General features: G+C 71.4%; 22 protein-coding genes and 1 pseudogene. 16 read left to right on the top strand and 7 right to left on the bottom strand.

What is annotated here, in order from left to right:
- Nucleotides 1-111: 111 nt before the first annotated feature.
- Nucleotides 112-579, bottom strand: a complete 468-nt coding sequence (locus K1J60_RS32670) for an RDD family protein (RefSeq protein WP_033527458.1) — start codon at nt 577-579, stop codon at nt 112-114.
- Between the two features lie 196 nt (nt 580-775).
- On the opposite strand from K1J60_RS32670, the gene glnA reads away from it, so the two are divergent.
- From glnA to pspAB, 4 genes and pseudogenes are all read left to right on the top strand, one after another.
- Nucleotides 776-2185 (top strand): type I glutamate--ammonia ligase, encoded by a 1410-nt coding sequence (glnA, locus tag K1J60_RS32665; RefSeq protein ID WP_033527457.1) that lies wholly within the window; start codon nt 776-778, stop codon nt 2183-2185.
- Between the two features lie 117 nt (nt 2186-2302).
- Nucleotides 2303-2560, top strand: coding sequence for an SCO2583/SCO2584 N-terminal domain-containing protein (locus tag K1J60_RS32660; RefSeq protein WP_220649346.1), 258 nt, complete (start codon nt 2303-2305; stop codon nt 2558-2560).
- Nucleotides 2561-2668: 108 nt separating this feature from the next.
- Nucleotides 2669-3520 (top strand): annotated as a pseudogene (gene htpX, locus K1J60_RS32655) (zinc metalloprotease HtpX); the annotation flags it as partial.
- Nucleotides 3521-3595: 75 nt separating this feature from the next.
- A complete protein-coding gene (gene pspAB, locus K1J60_RS32650) occupies nt 3596-4231 on the top strand; it encodes a PspA-associated protein PspAB (protein ID WP_220649344.1) in 636 nt (211 codons plus the stop codon).
- Nucleotides 4232-4250: 19 nt separating this feature from the next.
- On the opposite strand, the gene K1J60_RS32645 is transcribed toward pspAB, so the two are convergent.
- The gene (locus tag K1J60_RS32645; protein WP_220649343.1) at nt 4251-4544 is read right to left on the bottom strand and encodes a hypothetical protein; all 294 of its coding nucleotides are present in this window, start codon (nt 4542-4544) and stop codon (nt 4251-4253) included.
- 194 nt (nt 4545-4738) lie between these two features.
- Here K1J60_RS32645 and K1J60_RS32640 point away from each other — a divergent pair, with 194 nt between their 5' ends.
- Together K1J60_RS32640 and K1J60_RS32635 are read left to right on the top strand one after the other, a co-directional pair.
- Nucleotides 4739-5674 (top strand): phosphotransferase family protein, encoded by a 936-nt coding sequence (locus K1J60_RS32640; protein ID WP_220649342.1) that lies wholly within the window; start codon nt 4739-4741, stop codon nt 5672-5674.
- Between the two features lie 278 nt (nt 5675-5952).
- Nucleotides 5953-7143 (top strand): winged helix DNA-binding domain-containing protein, encoded by a 1191-nt coding sequence (locus K1J60_RS32635; RefSeq protein WP_220649341.1) that lies wholly within the window; start codon nt 5953-5955, stop codon nt 7141-7143.
- A gap of 226 nt (nt 7144-7369) precedes the next feature.
- Here the strand turns inward: K1J60_RS32635 and K1J60_RS32630 are convergent, their stop codons facing one another.
- Together K1J60_RS32630 and K1J60_RS32625 are read right to left on the bottom strand one after the other, a co-directional pair.
- A complete protein-coding gene (locus tag K1J60_RS32630; RefSeq protein ID WP_220649340.1) occupies nt 7370-8017 on the bottom strand; it encodes a DUF4360 domain-containing protein in 648 nt (215 codons plus the stop codon).
- 242 nt (nt 8018-8259) lie between these two features.
- Entirely contained in the window at nt 8260-8574 is a 315-nt protein-coding gene (locus tag K1J60_RS32625; RefSeq protein WP_220649339.1) for a hypothetical protein, read from the bottom strand.
- Between the two features lie 176 nt (nt 8575-8750).
- On the opposite strand from K1J60_RS32625, the gene K1J60_RS32620 reads away from it, so the two are divergent.
- The 7 genes from K1J60_RS32620 to K1J60_RS32590 all read left to right on the top strand — a co-directional run bounded on the left by K1J60_RS32620 (nt 8751) and on the right by K1J60_RS32590 (nt 16486).
- Nucleotides 8751-9110 (top strand): arsenate reductase family protein, encoded by a 360-nt coding sequence (locus tag K1J60_RS32620; protein ID WP_220649338.1) that lies wholly within the window; start codon nt 8751-8753, stop codon nt 9108-9110.
- A gap of 199 nt (nt 9111-9309) precedes the next feature.
- Nucleotides 9310-10017, top strand: coding sequence for a septal ring lytic transglycosylase RlpA family protein (locus tag K1J60_RS32615; RefSeq protein WP_220649337.1), 708 nt, complete (start codon nt 9310-9312; stop codon nt 10015-10017).
- A 300-nt stretch (nt 10018-10317) separates the two neighbouring features.
- Nucleotides 10318-11349, top strand: coding sequence for a glutamine synthetase (glnII, locus tag K1J60_RS32610; protein ID WP_220649336.1), 1032 nt, complete (start codon nt 10318-10320; stop codon nt 11347-11349).
- Nucleotides 11350-11443: 94 nt separating this feature from the next.
- Nucleotides 11444-12472, top strand: coding sequence for a DUF6891 domain-containing protein (locus K1J60_RS32605; protein WP_259408031.1), 1029 nt, complete (start codon nt 11444-11446; stop codon nt 12470-12472).
- Nucleotides 12473-12806: 334 nt separating this feature from the next.
- The gene (locus K1J60_RS32600) at nt 12807-13403 is read left to right on the top strand and encodes a winged helix-turn-helix domain-containing protein (RefSeq protein WP_220649335.1); all 597 of its coding nucleotides are present in this window, start codon (nt 12807-12809) and stop codon (nt 13401-13403) included.
- A gap of 146 nt (nt 13404-13549) precedes the next feature.
- Nucleotides 13550-14572: an NAD-dependent epimerase/dehydratase family protein gene (locus tag K1J60_RS32595; protein WP_220649334.1), complete on the top strand. Its 1023-nt coding sequence runs from the start codon at nt 13550-13552 to the stop codon at nt 14570-14572.
- A 336-nt stretch (nt 14573-14908) separates the two neighbouring features.
- Entirely contained in the window at nt 14909-16486 is a 1578-nt protein-coding gene (locus K1J60_RS32590) for a DUF1996 domain-containing protein (protein WP_220649333.1), read from the top strand.
- Nucleotides 16487-16581: 95 nt separating this feature from the next.
- Here K1J60_RS32590 and K1J60_RS32585 read toward each other — a convergent pair whose 3' ends face one another.
- A complete protein-coding gene (locus tag K1J60_RS32585; RefSeq protein WP_033527517.1) occupies nt 16582-17034 on the bottom strand; it encodes a hypothetical protein in 453 nt (150 codons plus the stop codon).
- Nucleotides 17035-17149: 115 nt separating this feature from the next.
- On the opposite strand from K1J60_RS32585, the gene K1J60_RS32580 reads away from it, so the two are divergent.
- The 3 genes from K1J60_RS32580 to K1J60_RS32570 all read left to right on the top strand — a co-directional run bounded on the left by K1J60_RS32580 (nt 17150) and on the right by K1J60_RS32570 (nt 23131).
- Complete coding sequence (locus K1J60_RS32580) at nt 17150-20278, top strand: alpha-N-acetylglucosaminidase (protein ID WP_220649332.1); 3129 nt, start codon at nt 17150-17152, stop codon at nt 20276-20278.
- A 144-nt stretch (nt 20279-20422) separates the two neighbouring features.
- The gene (locus tag K1J60_RS32575) at nt 20423-22369 is read left to right on the top strand and encodes a hypothetical protein (RefSeq protein ID WP_220651808.1); all 1947 of its coding nucleotides are present in this window, start codon (nt 20423-20425) and stop codon (nt 22367-22369) included.
- Nucleotides 22370-22438: 69 nt separating this feature from the next.
- Nucleotides 22439-23131 (top strand): TetR/AcrR family transcriptional regulator, encoded by a 693-nt coding sequence (locus K1J60_RS32570; RefSeq protein ID WP_220649331.1) that lies wholly within the window; start codon nt 22439-22441, stop codon nt 23129-23131.
- Between the two features lie 32 nt (nt 23132-23163).
- Here K1J60_RS32570 and K1J60_RS32565 read toward each other — a convergent pair whose 3' ends face one another.
- Together K1J60_RS32565 and K1J60_RS32560 are read right to left on the bottom strand one after the other, a co-directional pair.
- On the bottom strand, nt 23164-23520 hold the full coding sequence (locus tag K1J60_RS32565) for a 5-carboxymethyl-2-hydroxymuconate Delta-isomerase (RefSeq protein ID WP_220649330.1): 357 nt from the start codon (nt 23518-23520) through the stop codon (nt 23164-23166).
- Nucleotides 23521-23524: 4 nt separating this feature from the next.
- Entirely contained in the window at nt 23525-25129 is a 1605-nt protein-coding gene (locus K1J60_RS32560) for a fused response regulator/phosphatase (protein WP_220649329.1), read from the bottom strand.
- Nucleotides 25130-25187 lie beyond the last annotated feature (58 nt).

Below are 25187 nucleotides of genomic sequence, written 5' to 3'. Positions count from 1 at the left end.
CGTACGACGAGCGGTACGACGAGGGGCGCCCGGAATGATCCGGGCGCCCCTCGTCGTACCGCTCGTCGTACCGCTCGTCGTACGGCGCGGGATCCCCTCGTCGTACCGGTACTAGATGCGCACCTCGACCGTGCGGGCCAGCCGGTCGTGCAGGCCGCGTCCGTCCCGGTCCCAGACCAGGGCCGGGATGGCGAGGCAGAGGAGGGCGGTGCGGGCCAGGGCGCGCCAGGGGTTCACCGCGCCGGTGTCCTGGGCGACGACGCGCAGGCCGAAGAGGCGCTTGCCGGGCGTGAAGCCGACCGTGCCCAGGGTGAGGGCGTGCAGCAGGAAGAAGATGAGCAGGGCCCAGTTGCTGGTGGCCTGGTCGTAGCCGTCGGTGATCAGGCCGTATGCGATCAAGAGGCACAGCCCCCAGTCGACCCCGAGGGCGCCGAGACGGCGGCCGGGGCGGGCGATGGAGCCGGGTCCCTCCTCCGGCAGACCGAGCTGCTCGCCCCTGTACCCGAAGTCGACTCCGGCGTCCTCCGCGGCGGCGCGGGGGCCGGAGAGCCACGATCCGATTGCTTGCCTCTTGTCCACGCGACCACGGTACTGCGACCGTTCTGCCATACGGACAGGTGGGGTGCGGGGCGGGATGTCCGGTTAACTTGTGCGAAACAAACGGGTCACGTACGAGAAATCACCCGTCCCTAGTGTCGACGACAGCGTGTGCCACCGCACTGGCAGCACGAACGAACTACCACCCCGGCAGGACGTCGGGAGTAGGAGGAGCTGGATGTTCCAGAACGCCGACGAGGCCAAGAAGTACATCGCGGACGAGGACGTCAAGTTCGTCGACGTCCGCTTTTGCGACCTGCCGGGTGTGATGCAGCACTTCACGATCCCGGCCACGGCCTTCGACCCGGCCGAGGAGCTCGCGTTCGACGGCTCCTCGATCCGCGGCTTCCAGGCCATCCACGAGTCCGACATGGCGCTCCGCGCCGACCTGTCCACCGCGCGCGTCGACCCGTTCCGCCGCGACAAGACGGTCAACATCAACTTCTTCATCCACGACCCGATCACGGGCGAGCAGTACTCCCGTGACCCGCGGAACGTGGCGAAGAAGGCGGAGGCGTACCTGGCGTCCACCGGTATCGCCGACACCGCGTACTTCGGCCCCGAGGCCGAGTTCTACGTCTTCGACAGCGTGCGCTTCAAGACCTCGGAGAACGAGTCCTTCTACCACATCGACTCCGAGGCGGGCGCCTGGAACACCGGTGCGCTGGAGGACAACCGCGGTTACAAGGTCCGCTACAAGGGCGGTTACTTCCCGACCCCGCCGGTCGACCACTTCGCCGACCTGCGTGCGGAGATCTCCCTGGAGCTGGCCAAGTCCGGCCTCCAGGTCGAGCGCCAGCACCACGAGGTGGGCACCGCCGGCCAGGCCGAGATCAACTACAAGTTCAACACGCTGCTCGCCGCGGCCGACGACCTCCAGCTCTTCAAGTACATCGTGAAGAACGTGGCCTGGCGCAACGGCAAGACCGCGACCTTCATGCCGAAGCCGATCTTCGGTGACAACGGCTCGGGCATGCACGTCCACCAGTCGCTGTGGTCGGGCGGCTCCCCGCTCTTCTACGACGAGGCCGGTTACGCGGGCCTGTCGGACACCGCCCGCTACTACATCGGCGGCATCCTCAAGCACGCCCCGTCGCTGCTGGCCTTCACCAACCCGACGGTGAACTCGTACCACCGTCTGGTCCCGGGCTTCGAGGCCCCGGTGAACCTGGTCTACTCGCAGCGCAACCGCTCCGCGGCCATGCGTATCCCGATCACGGGTTCGAACCCGAAGGCCAAGCGTGTCGAGTTCCGCGCGCCCGACTCCTCCGGCAACCCGTACCTCGCCTTCTCGGCCCTGCTCCTCGCGGGCCTCGACGGCATCAAGAACAAGATCGAGCCCGCCGAGCCGATCGACAAGGACCTCTACGAGCTGGCCCCCGAGGAGCACGCGGGCGTCCCGCAGGTCCCGACCTCGCTCCCGGCCGTCCTCGACTCGCTGGAGCGCGACCACGAGTTCCTCCTCCAGGGCGACGTCTTCACGCCGGACTTGATCGAGACGTGGATCGACTACAAGCGCGCCAACGAGATCGCCCCGCTGCAGCTGCGTCCGCACCCGCACGAGTTCGAGCTCTACTTCGACGTGTGATCGACGCGTAGTCCGTACGCCTCCACGGCGGCGCCCCCGTTCCCGTTTCTCGGGACGGGGGCGTCGTCGTATGGTTCTGGCACGACTGTTCGAGAGAGACGACGGGGAGACGCGGGGATGCCCGAACAGGACGACGACGAGCGGGAGTTCGACATCAAGTGGGCGGACGACGCCGAGCACAAGGAGCCCTCCGCCCGGGCCCGGATGCTCGCGGCCCGCTGGAAGGAGAACCCACCCGCGCCACAACCCTTCCGCGCCGCTCCGGGGCCGAGGGTGCCGCGCCGGTCGTCCTGGGTGTCGACCGTGATCGTGTTCGGGTGCGTGGCGGGGCTGATCGCGCTGATCGGGTACATCAACTATCGGTCGTCGTACTGAGCCTTTGCCCTGCTGGGCGGCGATCACGACCGCGTGACCCCTTCATGGGGATACCCGGGCGCACAAGGGAATCGGGACGAGCTGCTGCCTGAGCGTGGGGTGGTACGGATGTCTGAGCGGTTCCGGAGTGATCCTCGGCCGGCCGTGCGGATGACGGTCACGTTGTTCCTGCTCGGGTTGCTGTATGTCGTGTTCGTGGCCGTGCTGATCGCACTGCTGAGGTCCTGGGTGCTGGTCGTGGTGATCGCCGCGGGACTGCTGGGGGCGCAGTACTGGTACTCCGACCGGGTCGCCCTGTGCGCGATGCGCGGGCGGATCGTGGAGCCGGAGGAGTATCCGCTGCTGCACGGGGTGGTGGACCGGCTGTGCGCGGTGGCGGACGTGCCGAAGCCGCGGGTCGCGGTGGCCGACATGGAGATGCCGAACGCGTTCGCGACCGGGCGGAACGCCGATCACGCCGTGGTGTGCGTGACGACCGGTCTGCTGCGGCGGCTGGAGCCGGACGAGCTGGAGGGTGTGCTCGCGCACGAGCTGTCGCATGTGGCGCACCGCGATGTCGCCGTGATGACGGTCGCCTCGTTCCCCGGGGTGATCGCCGGGCTCGTCGTCCGGGCCGCGTTCTACTCGCACATGTTCGGCGGGCGGCGGGACCAGAACACCGCCGTCGTGTTCAGTGTGATCATGGGCGTCTCCGCCGCCGACCGGGCGGGTGCCCTGCTCACCGGGCGGCCCTCGGCGCTCGCGTCCGCGCTCACCAAGGTCACCGGTGACATCGCGCGCATCCCCACCCGGGACCTGCGCACCTCGCAGGCCGTCAACGCCTTCTACTTCACCCCCGCGCTCGGCGACCACCCCCATCTGGCCCGCTTCTTCGCCACCCACCCGCCACTGGAACAGCGGCTCGACCAACTGGCCCGCATCTCGGGGGAGCTGGATGCGGCTGCCGCGCCGGGGAGCTCCGAGGGGTCGGGGAGCTCCGACGGCCCGGGACGTTCCGGTGGGTCCGTGGAGCCGGGGAAGGCGGGCTGAGCGGGCATGGGGCTGCTGGACATCCTCCTGGGCCGTACGAAGCCGGTCGCGCCCGACCTCGACCGGCTCTTCGCCCTCCCCTCGGCCGCCGTCGCGCTGGAGGCGGCCGCCTCCCTCACTCCGACCGGCACGGGCGCGGTGTGTTTCGCGACGGTCGAGGGCGCGGCCTTCGACGGCGTACGCCGGGAGGTACGGGCCCTGCTCGACGCGGACGCGGGGCGGACCGGGCCGCCGGTCGGGATCGAGCGGGACGAGTACGGCTACTCGTGGCTGGTCTCCCGGCGGGATCCGCGGGACCTGCCCGCGCTGGTGAGCGATCTGCACGCGGTCAACAGCGCCCTGGAGGGCGGCGGGTTCGGACCTCAACTGCTGTGCTCGGTCGTCGGGTTCCGACGTGAGGGCGAGGGCGGGAGCGGAGGTTGGGGCGGGGGCGCCGGTGAGGGGGACCGTGTCGGTGCGCGGCTGGGGATCGTCTATCTCTACAAGCGCGGGACGTTCTATCCGTTCGCGCCGCTGCCGGGTGACGGGCAGCGGCGGGACAACGCGCTGGAGCTGCGGGTGCGGGCCGTGCTCGGGGACGGGCTGCGCGTCGAGCCCGAGCTGAGCCGGTGGTTCCCGATCCGGGGTGCCCCGGGGGTGTGACCGCGGCCCCGGGGCGCCGTTACTTGTTGCTCTTGTTCCGCTCCTGCCGACGGGTCTCGAAAGGCCGTTCACGGCGGTAGCGGCGCTCCCACTTCGCCTGCTGGTCACGGCGGTCGCGGTACGCGCGGTAGGAGGCGGGCTGGGCCGGGCCGCCACCCGCCGGGGAACCCGACGAGGACGCCGCCGAGCCTCCCCCCGTGCGGCCGTAGCGGACGTACAGGTAGAGCAGGGCGACTGCGGCCAGCCAGAGGATGTGGTGGGAGAAACCCATGACGACCAGAACCGCGGTCGCCGAAAGGATCAAGGTGCCCATGACGGGACTCCTCGGGGCGTGGCGTGGTGATGACTGTGCGGAAGAGTAGCCCCGGGGCCGGAAAGTGGTGCCCGTCGTGCACGGGCCCGGTGTTCCGGGGGCCTTCGCTCCGCGTTTCCAGGATGCTCGTGCGACGGGTGCGGGGGCATCCCATTTATCGGTGGCGTCGGCCTCTTGTCGGGGATGCTGGCTCCATGGGATTCGACGATCAGGAGTGGGCGGCGACGCGTGCGTGGGTCGCCAAGCAGCTCCCTGCGGGCCGGGTGGTGCGCGACTGGGCCGATCTGCACGGGGGTTGGACGTCGCGAATGCGCCGGCTGGGACTCGACGACGGGACGGATCTCGTCCTGCGCTCGTTCGTGAAACCGTTCTTCCGACTGCACGCGCCGGGCCTGCTGAGCCGCGAGGCCGCCGTACTCACCCTGCTCGCCCCGTACGACGACGTTCCCGCACCCCTCCTGCACGCCGTCGACCCGACGGGCGAACTCGCCGACCACCCCTCGTTGTTGATGTCCCTGCTGCCGGGGTCCGTGCGGGTCTCGGAGGACGCGGACCTGGAGCGGCGGCTGGAGCTGCTCGCCGGGCAGCTCGCCCGGATCCACGCGGTCGTACCGGAGCAACGGCCTCGCACCTACCAGGCCTGGACCTCGCCCGAACGGGCCACCACGCCCGGCGGTCCGCTGTGGGAGCGGGCCGTGGACGTGATCCGGCGGGAGGCGCCCGCGTACGAAGGATGTTTTCTGCACCGGGACTTCCATCCGGGGAACGTGCTGTTCACGGGGGCGGGTGCGAGTGGTGATCTGCGGGTGGGCGGGGTCGTGGACTGGGTCGAGACCTCGTGGGGGCCCGCCGACCTGGATGTGGCGCACTGCTCGACGGCGGTGGCGCTGCTGTACGGGGCCGAGTACGGGTCGGGGTTCCGTGCGCGGTACGAGGCACGGGGTGGGCGCCGGCTGTCGCGGGATCAGGACCACCTGTACTGGCTGCTGCTGGACGCGCTCGCGTACGCGCCCGAGGCGGAGAAGCTGGCGGGGCCCTGGCGGGAGCTGGGGCGGACGGATCTGACGCCGGACGTGCTGGGGGCGCGGCTGGAGGCGTATGTGGGCGGGGTGTTGGAGCGGTACGCGTAGGGAGGGCCGGGGCGAGGCCGCGTCATCGGACCGGCGTCACACGCCCCGGCGTCGACATCACACCGCTCGGCGTCGCCGTCACCACTCCCGCCTCGTTCGCCGCGCCGAGGGCGGTGAGTCACGGGGCGGGGGATTGTCAGTGGGGGCCGGGAGGATGTGGGTCGGAGGGCTGGGTTCGGTGGTGTTCGAGGCTCTCCGCGGATGTGACGGGCTGGCGGGAGCGTCAGGGCTTCGGGGCCTTTCGGGCAGGACGCGACGTGTGGGTGGAGGCGGCTGGAATGGGTGACGGGCGGCGGTACGTCGGGGCGGGCGAGCGGCGCGTGCGGTTGGGGCTGCGGCAACGGCTGGCCGGATCGGCGCGGTCGGCGGGTCCCGAGGAGGTGGCCGATGCGCTCGTCGCCCTGCACGGCTCGGACCCCGCGACGGTGTTTCTGGCCGTGGGCGCACGGCTCGCCGACGCCACGCGGACGGTGAGCGAGACCGAGCGGGCGCTCTACACGGACCGGACGCTCGTCCGGATGCACGGCATGCGGCACACGGTGTTCGTGTTCCCCACGGAGCTGACCGCCGTGGTGCACGCCTCGACCGGCCTCACGGTCGCCGCGAGGGAGAGGGCCACGCTGCTGAAGGACATGGCGGCGGCCGGGGCCCCCGACGCGGCCTGGCTGAAGGAGGTCGAGGAGTCGGCGCTGGCCGCGCTGGCCCGCCGGGGCCAGGCCACCGCATCCGAACTCGCCGAGGACGAACCGAGGTTGCGGGAGCGGTTCGTGTACGCGGCGGGCAAGAGCTACGAGGGGACGCACACCGTCTCGACCCGGCTGCTCAAGGTGCTGGGCGTGGAGGGAAAAGTCGTACGGGGTCGGCCGCTCGGCTCCTGGACGTCGAGCCAGTTCCGTTGGGCCGTGGCTCCCGCCCACCCCGAGCTGGACGTGGCCGAGGCCCAGGCGTCCCTGCTGGGCCGGTGGTTGGCCGCCTGCGGGCCGGCGACCGAGGCGGACCTCAAGTGGTGGACGGGATGGCGGGTCACCGAGGTACGGCGGGCACTGGCGGCGATCGGAGCGCGGGCCGTGACGCTGGACGAGGGCACGGGGTTCGTGACCGCCGAGGACGAGGACCCGGTCCCCGACTCCGGTGAGCCCTGGGCCGCCCTGCTGCCGGGGCTCGACCCGACGGCCATGGGATGGCGCGAACGCGACTGGTACCTCGCCCCCGGGATACGGCCCGCCCTCTTCGACTACAGCGGCAACATCGGCCCGACGGTGTGGTGGAACGGCCGGGTGGTCGGTGGGTGGGCCCAGCGGGCGGACGGGGAGGTCGTGTGGCGGTTGCTGGACACGGAAGGGGTGGGGCGGGAGGCCGAGGAGAAGATCCGCGCGGAGGCCGCGCGGCTTCAGGGGTGGGTGGGTGACACCCGGGTCACACCGCGGTTCCGGACGCCCCTGGAGAAGGAGTTGGTGGCGGGCGCCTGATGGGTGAGGTCGGGGCCTGATGAGGTCGGGCGCCTGATGAGTCGGGGGTTCGGGGGGTGTGTGGCGGCTGCGGGTGGTTCGTGGTTGCTCGCGCAGTTCCCCGCGCCCCTGAAGGGCCGGGCCCCGCATGCCTGAAGGGCCGGGTGCCCGCGTGCCTGAAGGGCCGGGTGCCCGCGTGCCTGAAGGGCCGGGTGCCCGCACAGCGTGGGGCACCCGGCGCCACGGCTCACTCCTCGGGGCACTCCTTCCAGGCCAAGTGGTAGATCGTGCTGATGTCACCGTCCGTCGAGTCCATGGTCATGAAGCTCGTGCTGCTCGCCGGCGACGACCCCCGGTTGACCCGCAGCTCGGTGTTGATGTTGAAGTTCCGCTCGACCCCGCAGGGCGCCCACACCAGTTGGGCCCAGTCGGTCTCGTCCGTGGCCTGCCAGTTGTCCTCCAGCGGGCCGTTGAACGTGTGGGTCCGGGCGGCCGTGTCGGGGGACCCCTGGAAGTAGTACGAGGCCTTCTCCACCCCGCTCGCACCGCGTTGCAGGGAGGCGAAGCCTCGGTAGTCGACGCTGGCGATGGCGTAGGTGAAGCCGCCGGGCACATGGACGATCAGGTTGAGCTGGCAGTTCTTGCGGAACGCGGTGGACGGGGCGCCACCGCCGACCTGGGCGAGGTAGTCGCTGTAGGTCACCGTGAACGCGGTGTTGTCCGGTGAGACGGCGACCGCGGCCGTGCCCTGGGGACAGCCGGAGCCGTTCACCGTGGCGACCTTGATGACGATCTTGTCCGGGGGCGGGTCCTCGAACGGGGAATCGGCCTGCGCGGGTAGCGCACTGGCGAAGAGGGCGGCCACTGCGCCGCCCAGGAGGAGACCACGAACCATGGGGGGTTCTCCCATCAGAGTCATGCACATGTCAACAAACACGTGCGAGGACCCCGCGGTCCGCGAGAAACACAGCCATGCGGACACAGTCTGTGAAACACCTGTGAAGACCGAGGGGCGACCGCATCGTATGGACCCGGGGCGGGCAGTGCTAGGGCGATCTCCGGCCAACCCTGGCGGCCGGAGATCGCCCCTTTTCCGGGCGGCGTCAGCGGTCGTACCGCGTCAGCCGCCCCACCGCGTCAGCGGCTGTAGCGCATCAGCGCCCGCACCATGTGGCACGTGGTGTCCGACGGCGGGTGCACCCCGATGACCTCCGCCGTGCTCCGGATCGTCTCGTTGCGCGCCTGGTTCGGCATGTAGACGCCGGAGTCGAGCAGGGCGATCGCGAGGCGCATGGCCTTCAGGCGCCGGTTGTGGGTGACGTACCACTCGCGCGGACGGCCCGGCGGCAGCGTGTGCTTCACCACCGGCGCGTAGGGCAGGTCGAGCAGGACGGGGTGCTGGACGGTGGACTGGGTGGGCAGCGGCTTCGACTTCAGTGCGGCAGCGGGCAAGACATCCTCCTGTCGCGGTCTGGGCGCCGCCGGAATCCCCCGTCGGCAACCCTCGAACACTGCTTCTATTTTACTACCCACCACTGACAATCGCCCCTGGCCAGAAGGGATCTGACGGGTCCTGTGACAGGGGTGGAACACGGGTTTCCGGGGTCCGGTTGGCTACGGTGAACGCCATGGAGATCTGGATCAATCCGGCCTGTTCCAAGTGCCGCAGCGCGATCAGCCTGCTCGACGCCGAGGGCGCCGACTACACCGTCCGCCGCTATCTGGAGGACGTCCCGACCGAGGACGAGATCCGTGCCGTACTGGAGCGGCTCGGGCTCGAACCCTGGGACATCACCCGCACCCAGGAGGCCGCCGCCAAGGAACTCGGCCTCAAGGAGTGGGCCCGGGACGCCGGTACGCGCGACCGGTGGGTCAAGGCGCTCGCCGAGCACCCGAAGCTCATCCAGCGGCCGATCATCACCGCGGACGACGGCACCGCGCTGGTGGCCCGCACGGACGAGGCGGTGCGGGACGCCCTCTCCAGGTAGCGGACGGGCGAGCGCGGCCGTGGGGCGGTTCGGGTGCACCGAGGACGGCCGGCACGGCCGGGCTTCGACTGCGATGTGACGTGCGTTACTTGAGAGTTCGCTGTGACCGCTGAGTAGCTTCGTTCGGGATCTCGTACATAGCGGCGTACTCGTCCGATCCGGTGGCCCGGCGAGGGTCCACCGGGAACAGGAGGCGCGCATGTCGCGTAGGAGAACGCTCGGCACGAAGAAGAAGGTCGCGCTGTTCGTGACCGCGGCGGCGGTGGCGGGAGGCGGGGCCTTCGCCATGGCGGCCACGTCGAACGCGGCGCAGACCGCGGCGGATTCCAGTGTCTGTCAGGGTCTGGCCACCGCGCTCGGCAACAACGAGCGGTTCATCGCGGACCAGCGGGCGAAGCCCGACGCCCAGTCGGCGGCCCGGATCGCCAACCGCGAGGCGGTCATCGCACAGATCAAGGTCCAGCAGAAGGCGTCGGACTGCGTGGTCGGGGAGTCGGCTCAGGGCTCCCAGGCCGCACCGCCGGCACAACCCGCGCAGCCGTCCGCGCCGGCCACGGAGACCGGGGGGTCGGCTCAGGACCCCCAGGGCGACGAGGCCGCGGGGAACGCGGGTGGCGCCGGAGACGCGGCCGGCGGGAACACGGGGAACGCCGGGGCCGGCGAGCAGGTCTGCAACGGCTCCACCGTCACCCTCTCCGGCGAGGGCGGCGCCCCGGCGGCGTCCAGCAACGAGTTCCCGGCGGGGACGAAGCTGCGGGTGACCAACCTGGACAACAACAAGTCCACCACCGTGGAGGTCACCTCCGTCTCCGGCAGCTGTGTCCTGTTGAACAACTCCGCCTTCGAACAGGTCCGGGAACCCGGCAAGTTCCTGATCCGCCGTGCGCTGATCGAGAAGGTGGGATGACCCCGGACCGGACGGCGGGGCGGGCCCGCTCGTTACGGTGAGGTGAAGGGCAGGCGATCGCCGCCCACGGGGGCCGGCCACCGCGCGCTGCGGTGGCCGGCCCCCGCGCGGGTACGACCAGCGCGTCCACCAGGACGTGAGTCGCACCACAGAGACACCAGGTAACACGGGGTTCACATTCGAGCAATGATCGGGAAATCGCAGGTTGACAGGCTGCCCGGCATCAGCGCGGCGTTTCAGTGCCGCAGCGCCGCAGCACCCGCACATGCGCCTAGTGACCCACCCCGAAGGATGTGTCCCGTGACCTTCAAGGCTGAGTACATCTGGATCGACGGCACCGAGCCGACGGCCAAGCTCCGTTCCAAGACGAAGATCATCGCGGGTGAGCCCGCCGGTCTGGACGCGCTGCCGATCTGGGGCTTCGACGGGTCCTCGACCAACCAGGCCGAGGGGCACTCCTCGGACCGTGTGCTCCAGCCGGTCTTCACCTGCCCGGACCCGATCCGCGGCGGCGACGACGTCCTCGTGCTCTGCGAGGTCCTCAACATCGACATGACGCCGCACGAGTCCAACACCCGTGCCGCGCTGCGTGAGGTCGCCGAGAAGTTCGCCGCGCAGGAGCCGATCTTCGGCATCGAGCAGGAGTACACGTTCTTCCAGGACGGCACCCCGCTCGGCTTCCCCAAGGGCGGCTTCCCGGCCCCCCAGGGCGGCTACTACTGCGGTGTCGGCGCCGACGAGATCTTCGGCCGTGACATCGTCGAGGCCCACCTGGAGAACTGCCTGACCGCCGGTCTCGGCATCTCCGGCATCAACGCCGAGGTCATGCCCGGCCAGTGGGAGTTCCAGGTCGGTCCGCTGGCCCCGCTGGAGGTCGCCGACCAGCTGTGGGTGGCCCGCTGGCTGCTCTACCGCACCGCCGAGGACTTCGACGTCGCGGCCACCCTCGACCCCAAGCCGGCCAAGGGTGACTGGAACGGCGCCGGTGCGCACACCAACTTCTCCACGAAGGCGATGCGCGAGGGCTACGACGCGATCATCACCGCGTGCGAGTCGCTGGGCGAGGGCTCGAAGCCGCTCGACCACGTCAAGAACTACGGCGCCGGCATCGACGACCGACTGACCGGCCTGCACGAGACCGCCCCGTGGAACGAGTACTCCTACGGTGTCTCCAACCGCGGCGCCTCGGTCCGTATCCCGTGGCAGGTCGAGAAGGACGGCAAGGGCTACATCGAGGACCGCCGTCCGAACGCCAACGTCGACCCGTACGTCGTGACGCGGCTGATCGTCGACACCTGCTGCACCGCGCTCGACAAGGCCGGCCAGGTCTGATCCGCGAGCGCTCCACAGCGTTTCCCGCGAGGGCGTCCACCGGTTCCGGTGGGCGCCCTCCGGCGTTGTCGGTGGGGCGTGCCATGGTGGGGGCATGAAGATCGACGGGGGCGACCCGACTCGTACGAACGAGCCCATCGACACGGACGGGCCGACCGCCAAGGACGCGGACGGACCGGCCGTCGAGGACACGGACCGGCTGGCCGTCAAGGTCGAGACGGAGAACTGGGAGAAGCACGCCCGGATCACGGCGGAGCGGCTGCGCGAGCTGGTGTGCCGGATCGGGGAGCACGGCGACCGTTTCCTGGTCGTCCAGCGGATACCGGACGTGCCGGACGTCTTCGTCCAGGTCTGGCACCAGCGGGCCGACGACGGCACCGACGGCGAGTACCAGCTGGAACACCGCGAGGGCCGCGACCGGTTCTTCGGGACCGTGCTGACCGACCCGGAGCGCGTCGCGCAGGCCATGACCGGCTGGGCTCGGCGGACGGCGGGCTGGGACACCGGCATCGAGTGGACCCCGCTGGAGCACGACGCCCCCGAGGAGGTGCCGGAGCTCGACGACGACGTACAGGAGCAGGTCGAGGAGCGGGTACGGGAGCTGCTGCGCTGCGGATACGGCGACCGGGCACAGCTCACCGAGGCCGCCGAGGAGTACCTGGTCGAGGGCGACCACCGGCCCGTCTCCCGCGCGCAGGCCCGGCAGCTCGTCGACCGGCTCTGGGTGGAGCGGCTCGCCGAGCAGGACACCTGGGACGGGGTCACCGACCCCGAGCGGCTCACCCGTGCCTTCGCGGCGCTCCAGGGGACGCACGGCATCACCGCCCGGGAGAACTTCACCTGCTGCCGCAGCTGCGGTACGAGCGAGATAGGCGCCGAAGGCGCCACGGACGCCCGGGGGTTCGTGTTCTTCCACTCCCAGTGCACCGAGGGCGCCGCCGCCGGGCACGGACTGATGCTGCTCTACGGCGGGTTCGACGGGTCCCCCGAGACCACGACGGCGGTCGGACGGGAGGTCGTCGCGGCCCTCGCGGCGCAGGGGCTGTCCGCACAGTGGGACGGCGATCCCGGCACGGCCATCACCGTCACCCCGCTGGACTGGCAAAAACGCCTGGTCGGCTGAGGTCACGGCAGACTCCCGTCATGTCCAAGACGCGACCAAGCAGTGGGAGCGGACTCCTGCGGCGGGCGTGTGTCTGCTTCAATGGGGCCATGGCCGGCTTCCAGAACCCACGCGCGACGGGTCGTCATGACCTGGAGCCCTTCTGGCCTTCCCGTCAGCACCACGACTTCGACCGGGTGTGTTGCCGCGCGACGAACGCGCCGGCCCTCTAAAGCCGTACACCCCGGCCTTCGGTCGGCGCGGAACGACGTACGTCCCTCGGCGGGTCACCGACCACGAGCTCGGTCGCCGAGGTCTCCCGGACGAACTTCTCGCGCGAAAGAGCTGACCTCTCATGGCGAACACCCGTTCCCTGTCGACCGCCACCCCGCTCACGACCGCGTCGGGCTCCGCCACCGACGCCGTCCCCTCCCCCGGCCCCTCGCCCCGCCACCGGCTGCGTGCGGTGGGCCGGGACGAGGTCGTGGACATCGCCGACTTCCTGCCGCCGGGTGCCACCTGGATGCCCGCGCCCCAGCACACCCTGCCCACGCTGCCGGGCCGGCCGCCGATGATCGGCTACCTGGTGCTCGTGCCCGCCGACCAGCAGCCGCCGGTGCCTCCGGTACCGACGGTGCCGACGGTCGAGGTCGGGGACGACGAGCTGGTCCGCGTCGACACCGCGCAGCGCACCGCGCAGGTCGACGGGCGGCCGCTCGACCTCACCTATCTGGAGTTCGAACTCCTCGCCCATCTGGTCGCGCATCCCCATCGGGTTCACACCCGCGACCAGTTGGTCACGACGGTGTGGGGCTACGGGCATGTGGGCGACGGGCGGACCGTCGACGTCCACATCGCCCGGCTGCGCCGCAAGCTCGGCGCGGAGTTCCGCCAGGCGATCCGGACGGTCCGGCGGGTGGGGTACAAGTACACGCCGCCGCTGCGTGGTTGATCTCCCGCGAGGAGACCTCCTGAGAGGAGGCTTCCCGAGAGGAGGCCTTCCGAGAGAGGCTTTCCGAGAGGAGGCCTTGCGAGAGCAGATCTCCTGAGAGCAGATTCCCGTTCCGTACCGGGGTCCCCGCGGGCAGAGTCGGCGGTATGAGACTTCTGATACTGGGTGGTACGGAGTTCGTGGGCCGCGCCGTCGTGGAGTCGGCGCGGGCCCGCGGCTGGGAGGTGACCGTCTTCCATCGGGGACGCCACGCGCCTCCGGCCGGGGTGCGGTCGTTGCTGGGCGACCGCACCGCACCGGACGGGCTCGCGGCGCTCGTCGAGGCCGTCTCCACCGGTTCCGGTTCCGGCGGCGGCGGGTGGGATGTCGTCGTCGACACCTGGTCGGCGGCGCCGCGAGCGGTCCGGGACGCCGCGCGACTGCTGGCCGACCGGGTCGAACGTCATGTGTACGTGTCCAGTTGCTCGGTGTACGCCTGGCCCCCGGCCGCCGGGTACGACGAGCGGGCACCCCTGGTGGAGGGCGCGTCGGCCGACGCGGAGCAGACCGACTACGCCCGCGACAAGCGGGGCGGTGAGCTCGCCGCGGTCGAGGCGTTCGGCGCCGACCGTTCGCTCCTGGTGCGCTCCGGGCTGATCCTCGGACCGTACGAGAACATCGGCCGGCTGCCCTGGTGGCTCAACCGTGTCGCCCGGGGCGGACCGGTCCTGGCGCCCGGCCCCCGGGACCTCCCTCTCCAGTACGTCGACGTCCGCGATCTCGCCGACTGGGTGCTCGGCGCGGCGGAACAGGGGCTGAGCGGCGCCTACAACCTGGCCGGCCGCACGGGCACCACCACCATGGGCGAGCTGCTCGACGCGTGCGTGCGGGTGACCGGAGGCGGAGCCGAACTCCGCTGGACGGCCCCGGAGTTGATCCTAGACGCCGGGGTCGAACCGTGGACCGCGCTGCCGGTGTGGGTGCCCGACGGGAGCGACCTGCACGACGCGCTGCACCGGGCGGACGTGTCGCGGGCCGAGCGGGACGGACTGCGCTGCCGGAGCGTGACGGAGACCGTGCGGGACACCTGGGAGTGGCTGACGGGGCTCGGTGGCGTCGCACCGCACCGGCCCGACCGGCCGGTGGTGGGTCTGGACCCTGCGGTGGAGGCGAAGGTGCTGGGCCTCTAGAGCCCGCGCACGGTTTCGGTGGCGTTCGCAACCGCAGCCGCAGCCGCAGCCGCAGCCGAACAGGCAATCGGCACGAGGACGGCGGTACTCGCTCATCCTGACCAGGGCCGCCGAAACGATCCCGTCACGGACCCCGCTCGGGACCCTCACCGCGCACACGCCGTAGAGAAGTGACAACTCCCGGTGTTCCGTGGGGCGTTGAAACCACTTTGTCCCACGAATCTCTCATCAATTTCTGAGTCGTCTGAACACTCCTGGGACTCACCGCGTATGTGAGGGAGCCGCTTCACTCCTGTCGGGCGCCTCGATGCCCCGCAAGGAAGTCAGAGGAGTTCCATGGGACGCAACACACGCAAACGACGTTCGCCGCTGGCCGTCCGGGCCATCGCCGCATCCGCGGCGCTCGCGGTCGCGGGCGGCGGCCTGGTCTGGGCGAACTTCTACGCCTCAGCGGGCGAGTCGAAGTCCGGGCAGAACAGCACACTGGCCTCCGCGCAGGTGGCCACGATCGACTGCCCGGACGTCGGCCAGCAGCTGACGAACGTGCCCGAGAGGGCGCGCCAGGGTGTCGCCAAGGAACTGGCGCTGCTGGACCAGCAGATCACCGAGGCCTACAAGCGCCTCGCCGACACGCGCCAGGCCCAGGCGGGAGACGCCGGCTTCGTCAACAACGCCATCATCGGCCCGCTCAAGTCCAAGCGAGTGGCCACCCTCGACCGGATCGGCATCAACATCCGGAACGCGGGCGGGCAGGTTCCGCAGGGCATGGACCAGCTCGCCGGCTGCAAGGGCGTCGCCGACCCGAACCAGACCAACGCGGGTGGCGGCCAGGACCAGGGCGGCAACAACGACGGCCAGGACCAGAACCAGGACGGCCAGAACCAGGGCGGCGACGGCCAGGACCAGAACCAGGGCGGAGACGGTCAGGACCAGAACCAGGGCGGCGACGGCCAGAACCAGGGCGGCAACGGCCAGGGCGGCAACGGTCCGGTCGCGGGCGACTTCATCGACATCAACCAGGTCCAGCCGAACGGCGGTCCGAAGGGCGTCAACGGCAACGGCCTCGCGGCCAACGGCGACGGCGGTTCGACGGGTTCCTTCACCACGAACTGCGGCACCAACGAGAACGAGCTCCGCAACTCGGACAACGTGATCGTCGCCCCCGGTGTCAGCAACGGTGCCCAGCACCAGCACGACTACGTCGGCAACCAGAGCAACAACGCCTTCGCGAGCGACCAGGACCTGGCCAACGCGCAGACCACCTGCCAGAACCAGGGCGACAAGTCCTCGTACTTCTGGCCGGTCATCCGTCTGCAGGACGGCACGAACGACATCGACGCCAACGCGCCCGGCGGTGGCCAGGACGGCAACGTCGGCAAGATCGTCGAGCCCAGCCAGGCCGAACTGAAGTTCGTCGGCAACAAGCAGGGCGACGTCGTCGCGATGCCGACCGCGCTGCGCATCATCACCGGTGACGCGAAGTCCTTCGTGAACGGCCTGAACAACGCCAACACGAACTGGAGCTGCACCGGCTTCGAGGACCGTGTGGTGACGGACAAGTACCCGATCTGCCCCGAGGGCAGCTCCGTGGTCCGGACGTCCTTCTTCCAGAGCTGCTGGGACGGCCAGAACATCGACAGCGCCAACCACCGCACGCACGTCGACTTCGTCGAACAGGACGGCAGCTGCTCCAACGGCTTCCAGGCCATCCCGCAGCTCCAGGTCCGCCTGGTCTACGACATCCCGGCCCCGTCCATCCAGAACGGGCAGCTGCAGAACGCGTACGCGATCGACTCCTTCCCGGACCAGCTGCACAAGGCCATCACCGACCACAACGACTTCATCAACTTCTTCGACGAGAACACGATGAACCAGGTGGTCGACTGCATCAACAGCGGCCAGGACTGCCAGTAGCACCCAGGCGGTAGCGCCCGAGCAGTGACGAGGAAGCCGGCGGTGGGAGATCCCACCGCCGGCTTTCGTCGTTCCTCGTGGCCGGCCGCGCGCGGTCAGCCGCTGTGGTCGCCGTTGTTGTGGCTGCCACCGGGGTTCATGTGCTCCGACCCCTCCTGCACCTCCCCCCCGAGCGTGCTCTGCAGCCCGCCCACCGTCTTCTTCTCCCCGACGGCGACCCACTTGCGGCCGACGAGGTAGTAGCCGCCGTAGTCCTTGGCGCCGGCGAGCCATTCCGCCTGGCCCCGGTCGGTGGCGAAGGTCGCGAGGACGAACTTGCCGTCGAAGTCGCCGTCCTTGTTCGTGCAGAGGGCCTGCCGGATGGTGTCCGCGTCCGTCTGCATGTCGGGCTTGCAGCCCACCTCGCCCGCGATGTGCTCCAGCGTGCCGGTCGCCGTCTTCGGAACGGCGGCCTCGGCGTCGTCGCCCGAGCCGCAGCCGGTCAGCAGCAGCAGGGCGGCGACCGTGCCGGCCGCGCTCCCCGCAAGGCTCTTCCTCGTCAAACTCATCCGTACCTCCGGGTCCATTCCGGCGACATGAACTCGCCAGCTCCGTGCGCACCGTTGTTCACGGACGGTCGCCCCGTTAGCGTGCCGCCACCGTCGACACAGGGGGCACACAGACATGAACAGTCCGTCGCGACGCACGGTGCTGGGCTCGGCCGGTGTCATCGGCCTCGGAACCTACCTGCAGTGGTCGGCTCCGGCCCACGCCGCAGAGAGCCCCGGCGAGGGCCCCGCCTTCGATACGGCTCCCGCGCGCTCCGCGCTCAATCGGCTGCTGCCCGGCCATGCCGGACAGTTCCGGCTCAGTCTGCTCGACCGCAGCGGCACCGTCGACCGGTTCCGGGTCACGGGAACCACCGGACGCATCGAGGTCCGGGCCACGACACCGGCCACGCTGCTCATGGGCGTCCACTGGTACCTCAAGTACGTCTGCGGGGCACACCTCGCCTGGAACGGCAGCCAGCTCGACCTGCCCGAGCGCCTCCCCGCGCCGGCCCGCCCCCTGGAGAGATCCACCGCCCTCCCCCACCGCTTCGCGCTCAACGACACCAACGACGGCTACACCGCCCCGTACGCGGACTGGTCGTACTGGGAGCACCAGATCGATCTGCTGGCGGCGCACGGCTGCAACGAGGTGCTGGTCATCGCGGGGATGGAGGCCGTCTACCACCGGCTGCTGAAGGACTTCGGCTACTCCGACGAGGAGTCCCGGGCCTGGCTGCCCGCGCCCTCGCACCAGCCCTGGTGGCTGCTGCAGAACCTCTCCGGCTACGGCGGGCCCCTCTCCCCCGAGCTGATCGCCCGCCGGGCCGCCCTGGGCCGGCGGATCGCCGACCGGCTGCGCGAACTGGGCATGTCCCCGGTACTGCCCGGCTACTACGGGCATGTGCCCAAGGAGTTCGTGGCACGCAACGGCGGTGACGCGCACGTCGTCCCGCAGGGCATCTGGCACGGCTTCGAACGCCCCGACTGGCTCGACCCGCGCACCGACTCCTTCGCCCGGGTCGCCGCCTCCTTCTACGGGCACCTGGAGGACGTGTACGGGGAGGCGTCCCACTTCAAGATGGACCTCCTGCACGAGGGCGGCACGGCCGGCGACGTGCCGGTGCCGGACGCCGCGCAGGGCGTGGAGAAAGCCCTCCAGAAGGCCCACCCCGGCGCCACCTGGGTGATCCTCGGCTGGCAGGAGAACCCGCTGCCCGAACTGCTGGACGCCATCGACCGGTCGAAGATGCTGATCGTGGACGGTGTCTCCGACCGCTACACCAGCGTCACGAACCGCGAGCGCGACTGGGGCGGCACCCCGTACTGCTTCGGCACGATCCCCAACTTCGGCGGCCGTACGACCATCGGGGCCCGCGCGCACCTCTGGAACGACAAGTTCTTCGCCTGGCGGGACAAGGCGGACAGCGCGCTCGTCGGTACGGCGTTCATGCCGGAGGCCACCGACCGCGACCCCGCGGCCTTCGAGCTCTTCTCCGAACTGGCCTGGACACCCGAGAAGATCGACCGGGCCGCCTGGTTCTCCTCGTACGCCGACTTCCGCTACGGCGGCCGGGACGACGGCGCCCGCAGGGCGTGGCGGGCGCTGCACGACACCGCGTACCAGCAGCGGGCCGTGGAGCGCAGCGACCCGCACGACTCCCTGTTCTGCGCCCGCCCCGACCTGGCCGCGGACCGGGCGGCCGAGTACGCGCCGAGGACCCTGACGTACGACCCGGGCCGCTTCGACGCGGCCCTCGCCGGGCTGCTGAGCGTAGCGGGCGGGCTGCGCAGCAACCCGGCGTACCGGTACGACGTGGTGGACGTGGCCCGGCAGGCGCTCGCGCACCGGAGCCGCCAGTACCTGCCGCAACTGCGGGCGGCCTACCGGCGGGGCGATCTCGCGACGTTCCGTGCGCTGTCCACGCTCTGGCTGCGGCTGATGCGGCTGTCCGACGAGGTGACGGGGACGAACGCGGCGTTCCTGCTCGGGCCGTGGGTGAACGACGCGCGGCTGATGGCCACGAACGACGCCGAGCGGGCGGAGTTCGAGCGGACGGCGAAGGTGCTGATCACGGTGTGGGGCGGGCGGGCCACGTCCGACACGGGGAATCTGCACGAGTACGGCAACCGGGAGTGGAACGGTCTCATGGCCGACTTCTACGTCCCGCGCTGGCAGAAGTGGCTGGACGCGCTGGAGGACGCGCTCGCCACGGGGACCGCTCCGGTGGCCGTGGACTGGTTCGCGTTCGAGGAACCGTGGACACGGGAGCGGAAGGACTATCCGTCGCGGCCGGTGGGGGACGCGTACGGTGCGGCGGTGCGGGTGCGGGACGTGCTGGCGCGGGCGCCGTACCAGGGGTCGCTGACCGTCACGGCCGAGCCGCCGGTGCTGCCGCCGGGCGGCAGTGCGCGACTGTCGGCGGTCTTCCGCAACGTCAACGGGCTGCGGGCCACCGGGCGGGTGGACTTCGCCCTCAGCGGCTTCGGTGGTACGGCCGAGCCGGAGGGTCCGACATCGTTGGCGAGCGTCGCGGCGGCGGGGTCGGGGACGGTGCGCTGGCGCGCGGACGCGCCCGACGCGCCGCTCGACCGGCCGTTGCGTCCGCTCCCCTACACGGTCACGGTCGAGTACGGGCCCCGTGGTGAGGACCGGGTCGAGGGGCGTTTCGACGGAACGCTCTTCGAGGCGGGGGCGCTGGATTCCGGGTGGCTCACCCATACCAACAACGCGGCCGTCTTCGGGCAGTTGGGGGAACGGTTCGGGATCGACGGGGCCGGGGCGGACCTGTGGCGGGGGACGACGGAGTTCGGCACGGTCTATCGGGCGGGGGCGCTGCGCGACGGTACGTCCGTCACCCTTCGGGTCGACTCCCAGGCGGCGACCGGGAACTGGGCGCGGGCCGGGATCGTGGTGCGCAACAGCCTCGGTACGGCCGGGTCGGCGGGGTTCCTGAACCTGGCGGTCACTCCGGCGAACGGGGTGGTGTTGTCGTACGACAGCACGGGGGACGGGACGCTCGACACCTATCGGCGGATCACGGGGATCAAGGCGCCGGTGCTGTTGCGGTTGCGGCGGACGGGGGTGGGGGCGTACACGGGGGAGTGTTCGGTCGATGAGGGGGTGAGCTGGCGGGTAGTGGCGTCGGTGGTGGTGCCGGGGGCGGTGGCCGGGGGGCAGGACGTGGGGCTCTTCATGAGCGCGACCAACGGGGGGAGCGGGGCGCGGGGGTTGGTCGAGTTCAGTGGGTGGTCGCTGGGCTGACTTCTCGTGCGGGTCCGGTGGGGGCTGGTCGCGCAGTTCCCCGCGCCCGCCCACGAGACACGCACCCCCACCCCACTGGGCGCCCCGGCCAACCCCAGTGGAGTGGCGTGGTGACCATCCGACCATTCGCTCGTTTTGTTGAACGTGCAGTCACAGGATGTCGCCCCGCGCCCCGCAGCTTCCCGCGCTCAGGAGTCGGTCGTGGACGTCGAGCAGGCGGAGGCCGCGCTCGTCGAGCACTACCCGCGTCTGGTGCGGCTCGCCTATCTGACGTTGCCGCCGAGCCTGGGCCGCAACCGTCGGGTGCTGACGGCGCACGCGCTGACGCAGCGGGCGTTGCCGAGGGGGCGCAGGTCGGCCTCCCTGATCCCGGCGCAGGCGACGGGCACCGTGGCGGGGCGCGAGCGCAACCCCGGGTACGCCTACGTCCGGCTCCAAGTGGTCCGCACCGCCCTGGAGGCCGGACTCCCGCTGCGGCGCGGGGCGTGGCCGAAGCGGTCCCAGCTGCCGCCGCTGCTGCCGCGGGTGTGGGGGCTGCGGCTCTTCCCCCGCTCGGGCGGCGCCGACGAAATGGCCCTGGACCAGCGGCTGTCGGCGCTCTCCTCACCGGCCCGCGCCGCCTATATCCTGCGGGGCCTGGAGAAGCTCCCCGACCCGGTGATCCGGACGCTCCTCGAAGAGGCCGGGGCCGCTGATCCGGCCGCCGCGCTGCGGGAGGCCGACGCGGTGCCGGCACAGCAGTACGCGCTGCTCCTCTCCCCCGAGTACGACCCCTGCTCGCTGCACGCCCGCCCCACCGATCTGGTGCGCCGCCGCCAGCACACGAAGGCCGCGCTGGCCGCCACGGCCGCCGTGGTCGTGTGCGGGTCCCTCCTCGGCCTGCCCGGGGAGGGGTGGGGCCCGGACGGCGCGGCGGCGCCCCCGTACGCCCGGAACCCGGCGGCCCAGGCGGCCCTCGATCCGGGCAGGCTGACGACGGCGACGGCCACGGCGTGGCAGGCGACGGGGCGGACCGACTTCACCACCTGGCCCGCGCGCGGCGGTCTCGTCAAGGACGAGGCCCTGCTGCGGCGGGCCCTCGCGGTCTGGGCCCGCCCCGGCCGGTCCGTGCAGGTCGCGGTCACCCTCGGCACCCAGGCCGGGCCCCCGCCGGGCCCGCCGCAACTGCTGTACGCGGGCGAGGTCGACAACCTCCGGGTGGTGCTGCTCCACGACGGCCTGCGGATCGCGCGGTACGCCGAGCCCCTCGACGCCCCGGGCACGGCGGCCCTCGACCTGACCCGGGTGGACGGGGCGACCGGCGCCGGCGCGAGCGCCCTGGTGCTGGGCCGGGTCGACGGCAACGTCCGCTATCTGACGGCTCCTTGGGTACGGGAGGCGGCCGTACGGGATCTGGCGAAGGCGGACGGCGGGGTGCGGAGGCTGGCACTGGCGAAGGACGGGACGACGGCCCCGTTCGCCAGCCCGGCGGTGCGCGGCGGCACGTGCGAGTCGTGGGACGTCCTGCAGCTGACCGATGCCACGGGGGGTACGCGGCTGCTGAGTGACCTGTCCGAGGTGGTTCCCGCGCACCTCACCGTCGGCCGGCCGACGACCGTGCCCGCCCGCGACGCCTCAGCCGCCCCCGGGGCCTGGGCGCCCTTCGCCTGCTCCCTGGCCGCCGTACGGTCGCAGGGTGTGCGGACCGTCAACGCCTGGCGGTTCGCCCGCCAGCCGCTGCCCGACGGCAGCGGTAAAGCCGACTGGGTGTGCGTCCGCACCGAGACCTGGCGGGGCGCGGGCACCCGGGCGATGACCCAGTTCAACACCCCGGCGGGCGCGTACGTCACGGCCGCCGCCGACGAGGTCCCGGCCTGCGGCCCGGCCGACCCCCATGTCCTCGCCGCCGGCCCCTGGAAGTCCGCGGCCGGCGTCTCCTATCTGCTGGCCGCCGGGAGCAAGGACACCGTCTCCGTCGAACTGAGCGGCGGGGCGAGCGGATCGGCGCGGGGCAACCTTCTCGCCGTACCGGCTGAGGAGGGCGCGCGGGCGGAGTTGAAGGGCACGCTGGCGAACGGCCGGGAGATCCACGGGCTCCAGCCCGCCCGGTGACCGCGAACCTCGAACACCTATACGCTATCCAGCCGATGCCCGGCTGGAATCAATCGGTAAGGTGTTCGTATGCGAACCGGTGTGCGCCGCAGGATGGGTGTGGAGGAGCGGCGGCAGCAGTTGATCGGGGTCGCCCTCGACCTGTTCAGCCGGCGCTCGCCCGACGAGGTCTCCATCGACGAGATAGCGTCGGCGGCGGGCATCTCACGCCCGCTCGTCTACCACTACTTTCCCGGCAAACTCAGCCTGTACGAGGCCGCGTTGCAGCGTGCCTCCGACGATCTCGCGAACCGTTTCGTGGAACCCCGGGAGGGCCCGCTCGGCGCCCGGCTGCTCCGTGTCACCCACCGGTACTTCGACTTCGTCGACGAACACGGCCCCGGGTTCTCGGCCCTGATGCGGGGCGGCCCGGCCGTCGGCTCGTCCCGTACCAACGCCCTCGTCGACGGCGTACGGCAGGCCGCCTATGTCCAGATCCTTTCGCACCTGGATGTCGACACCCCACCGGCCCGCCTCGAACTCGTCATCCGCTCCTGGATCTCGCTCGCCGAGTCCACGGCCCTCATCTGGCTGGACGGCCGCCGCATCCCGCGGCGGGAACTGGAGATCCAGCTCGTCCACGACTTCGCGGCCCTGGCGGCCGTGAGCGCGGCGCAGGACGCGGAGATGGCGGACCTGCTGCGCGGCATGCTGGCCGACGAACCGACGGACGGCCCGTTCAGTGAACTGGCGGGCCGCCTGGTGGCCCTGGCCCGCGGCTGATCCTCGCCCGGGGCCCTTCCATCAGAGGGGCCCTAGCTCTCGAACTTCCGGTACGAGGGGTCCAGGTCCCGTACCTCCGCCGACGCGTGGAACGCCAGCCCCTCCCCCAGCTTCACGTACTCCCGGAGCAGCCCGAGCACGTTCTCGGTCAGCGTCACCTTGGTCTCGTCGGTCCGTCCCGCGAGCAGCCCGAGAGTGACGTGCACGATCGCGTGGCCGTCGGTGTCGGGCCCGACGACCGTGTCCTCGGTGGCCCGGAACTGCGTCTTGCAGGCCTCCGGCTTCGCGGCGGCGGTCCGCACGACCTCCTCGTGCAGGGCCTTGGCGAACGCGGGCCGGTCGAAGCCCTCGGAGAGGACGGCGGAGTAGTCAACAGTGATCTGCGGCATGAGGTCACCCTAACCGCAGCCGCAACGCCAGCATCGCGATGTCGTCCTCCCGGTCCCGGCCGAAGCAGTGCAGCAAGGTGTCGCAGAGCGCGACGGTCCCGGCCGGCGCGTCCGCCGCGGCGGCCCGTAGTTGCTCCAGGGAGAGCGACAGGTCGATGCCCCGGGTCTCGACGAGCCCGTCCGTGACCATGAGCAGCCGGTCCGTGGGCCACAGCACCGTCTCCGTGGGCTCGGGCCGTTCGAGGCCGAGCCCGAGGAGGGGACCTGCGGCCTTCACGTACGCGGCCTCGCCGGAGTCGCGGACGACCAACGGCGGGATGTGGCCCGCGTTGGCGACCCGCACCCGCCCGCTGCCCGGCTCGACGAGGGCCAGACAGACGGTGGCGGTGGCATCGGGGTGGTAGTGCTGGAGCATCCGGTCGAGCCGCCGGGCGAGCGCCGCCGGGTCGGACTGCTCCACGCAGTAGGCGCGCAGGGCGTGCCGGATCTCCACCATCACGGTGGCCGCTTCCAGGGAGTGCCCGACGACGTCGCCGACGGCGGTGAGAACCCCGCCGGGGGTGGACAGGGCCGCGTAGAAGTCGCCGCCGATCTCGGTCCGGCGGGAGGCGGGCACATACCGTACGACGACTTCGAGGCCGGGGAACTCGGGCACCCGCTTGGGCAGGAAGCTGTGCTGGAGGGTGAGCGCGACATGGCGCTCGACCTGGTACATGAGCAGGGGTTGCGCGGCCAGCGCGGTGGCCTGCGCGAGGCGGGCGACCAGCCCCGAGTTGTCGGATGCCGTGCGGGTGTCGTGCACCGGCGTGGCGACGCAGACGGGTGTACCGCTCTCGGTGCGGGCGAGGGCCAGACGGGCGTCCTCGGTGACGCCGGGCCGGAAGAAGCCCGCGGGCCACAGGGGCGCGGGGACGACGGTGTCGTGCGGGCCCAGGTCGCCGTCGGTGACGCGGCGGATGAGCCGGGCCACGGCGTCGTGCGCGCCGGCGTCGGGGAGGGTGGTGCGGGCCCTGGCGCGGGAGGTGCCGCTGTACAGGTGGCCGTCCTCGCCGAGCACGAACACGGCGGCGGGCGACCGGGTGAGCCGGGCGGCTCCCTCGGCGGCGGCTCCGGCCAACTCCTCCAGGGTGCGGGCGGCCTGGACATCGACGATGGTCTCGGAGAGCAGCGTGAGCCGTCGTACGAGGGCCTCGGCGCCGTTGCGCATCCGGGCGCCGCGGACGGCCGCGCGGACGACCGCCTGGATCTCCTCCGGTTCGGCGGGGACCGTCAGATAGGCCTCGCCGCCCGCGTCGAGGCCCCGGCAGCGGTCGCTGGGGGCGACGGAGGCGGCGGAGAAGTGGACGACGGGCAGGGCGGACATCGGGGCCTGCGCCTTGAGCCGGCGACAGAGTTCGAACCCGCTCATGTCGGGGAGGCCGACGTCGACGAGCGCCACGTCCGGCAGGACTCCCGAGCGCAGCCGCACGTCGAGTTCGGCGAGGGCCTCGCCGGCGCTGGCGACGGGGACGACGCTGTGTCCGGCTCTGCGCAACACCGCGCCCATCGCGTACCGGCTGGCGGCCGCGTCGTCGACCACCAGGACCGTCGTGCTTGCTTCGTCGGCCATCAGGCTCATGAGGCTCTCGTCGTCGCGGGCGCTCGGATGGTGCGGACCGGACCCCTTC

The sequence above is a fragment of the Streptomyces akebiae genome (genome assembly GCF_019599145.1).
GTDB lineage: Bacteria > Actinomycetota > Actinomycetes > Streptomycetales > Streptomycetaceae > Streptomyces > Streptomyces akebiae.
The sequence above is the reverse complement of the archived record's forward strand: the minus strand, read 5'-3'. Positions and strand labels throughout refer to the sequence as shown.

Excerpts from the sequence above, each read along its gene's own strand:
- glnA (WP_033527457.1), top strand. The coding sequence starts at position 776 with ATGTTCCAGAACGCCGACGAGGCCAAGAAGTACATCGCGGACGAGGAC.
- K1J60_RS32660 (WP_220649346.1), top strand. The coding sequence starts at position 2,303 with ATGCCCGAACAGGACGACGACGAGCGGGAGTTCGACATCAAGTGGGCG.
- pspAB (WP_220649344.1), top strand. The coding sequence starts at position 3,596 with ATGGGGCTGCTGGACATCCTCCTGGGCCGTACGAAGCCGGTCGCGCCC.
- K1J60_RS32645 (WP_220649343.1), bottom strand. The coding sequence starts at position 4,544 with ATGGGCACCTTGATCCTTTCGGCGACCGCGGTTCTGGTCGTCATGGGT.
- K1J60_RS32640 (WP_220649342.1), top strand. The coding sequence starts at position 4,739 with ATGGGATTCGACGATCAGGAGTGGGCGGCGACGCGTGCGTGGGTCGCC.
- K1J60_RS32635 (WP_220649341.1), top strand. The coding sequence starts at position 5,953 with ATGGGTGACGGGCGGCGGTACGTCGGGGCGGGCGAGCGGCGCGTGCGG.
- K1J60_RS32630 (WP_220649340.1), bottom strand. The coding sequence starts at position 8,017 with ATGGTTCGTGGTCTCCTCCTGGGCGGCGCAGTGGCCGCCCTCTTCGCC.
- K1J60_RS32620 (WP_220649338.1), top strand. The coding sequence starts at position 8,751 with ATGGAGATCTGGATCAATCCGGCCTGTTCCAAGTGCCGCAGCGCGATC.
- K1J60_RS32615 (WP_220649337.1), top strand. The coding sequence starts at position 9,310 with ATGTCGCGTAGGAGAACGCTCGGCACGAAGAAGAAGGTCGCGCTGTTC.
- K1J60_RS32605 (WP_259408031.1), top strand. The coding sequence starts at position 11,444 with ATGAAGATCGACGGGGGCGACCCGACTCGTACGAACGAGCCCATCGAC.
- K1J60_RS32600 (WP_220649335.1), top strand. The coding sequence starts at position 12,807 with ATGGCGAACACCCGTTCCCTGTCGACCGCCACCCCGCTCACGACCGCG.
- K1J60_RS32595 (WP_220649334.1), top strand. The coding sequence starts at position 13,550 with ATGAGACTTCTGATACTGGGTGGTACGGAGTTCGTGGGCCGCGCCGTC.
- K1J60_RS32590 (WP_220649333.1), top strand. The coding sequence starts at position 14,909 with ATGGGACGCAACACACGCAAACGACGTTCGCCGCTGGCCGTCCGGGCC.
- K1J60_RS32585 (WP_033527517.1), bottom strand. The coding sequence starts at position 17,034 with ATGAGTTTGACGAGGAAGAGCCTTGCGGGGAGCGCGGCCGGCACGGTC.
- K1J60_RS32580 (WP_220649332.1), top strand. The coding sequence starts at position 17,150 with ATGAACAGTCCGTCGCGACGCACGGTGCTGGGCTCGGCCGGTGTCATC.
- K1J60_RS32570 (WP_220649331.1), top strand. The coding sequence starts at position 22,439 with ATGCGAACCGGTGTGCGCCGCAGGATGGGTGTGGAGGAGCGGCGGCAG.
- K1J60_RS32565 (WP_220649330.1), bottom strand. The coding sequence starts at position 23,520 with ATGCCGCAGATCACTGTTGACTACTCCGCCGTCCTCTCCGAGGGCTTC.
- K1J60_RS32560 (WP_220649329.1), bottom strand. The coding sequence starts at position 25,129 with ATGGCCGACGAAGCAAGCACGACGGTCCTGGTGGTCGACGACGCGGCC.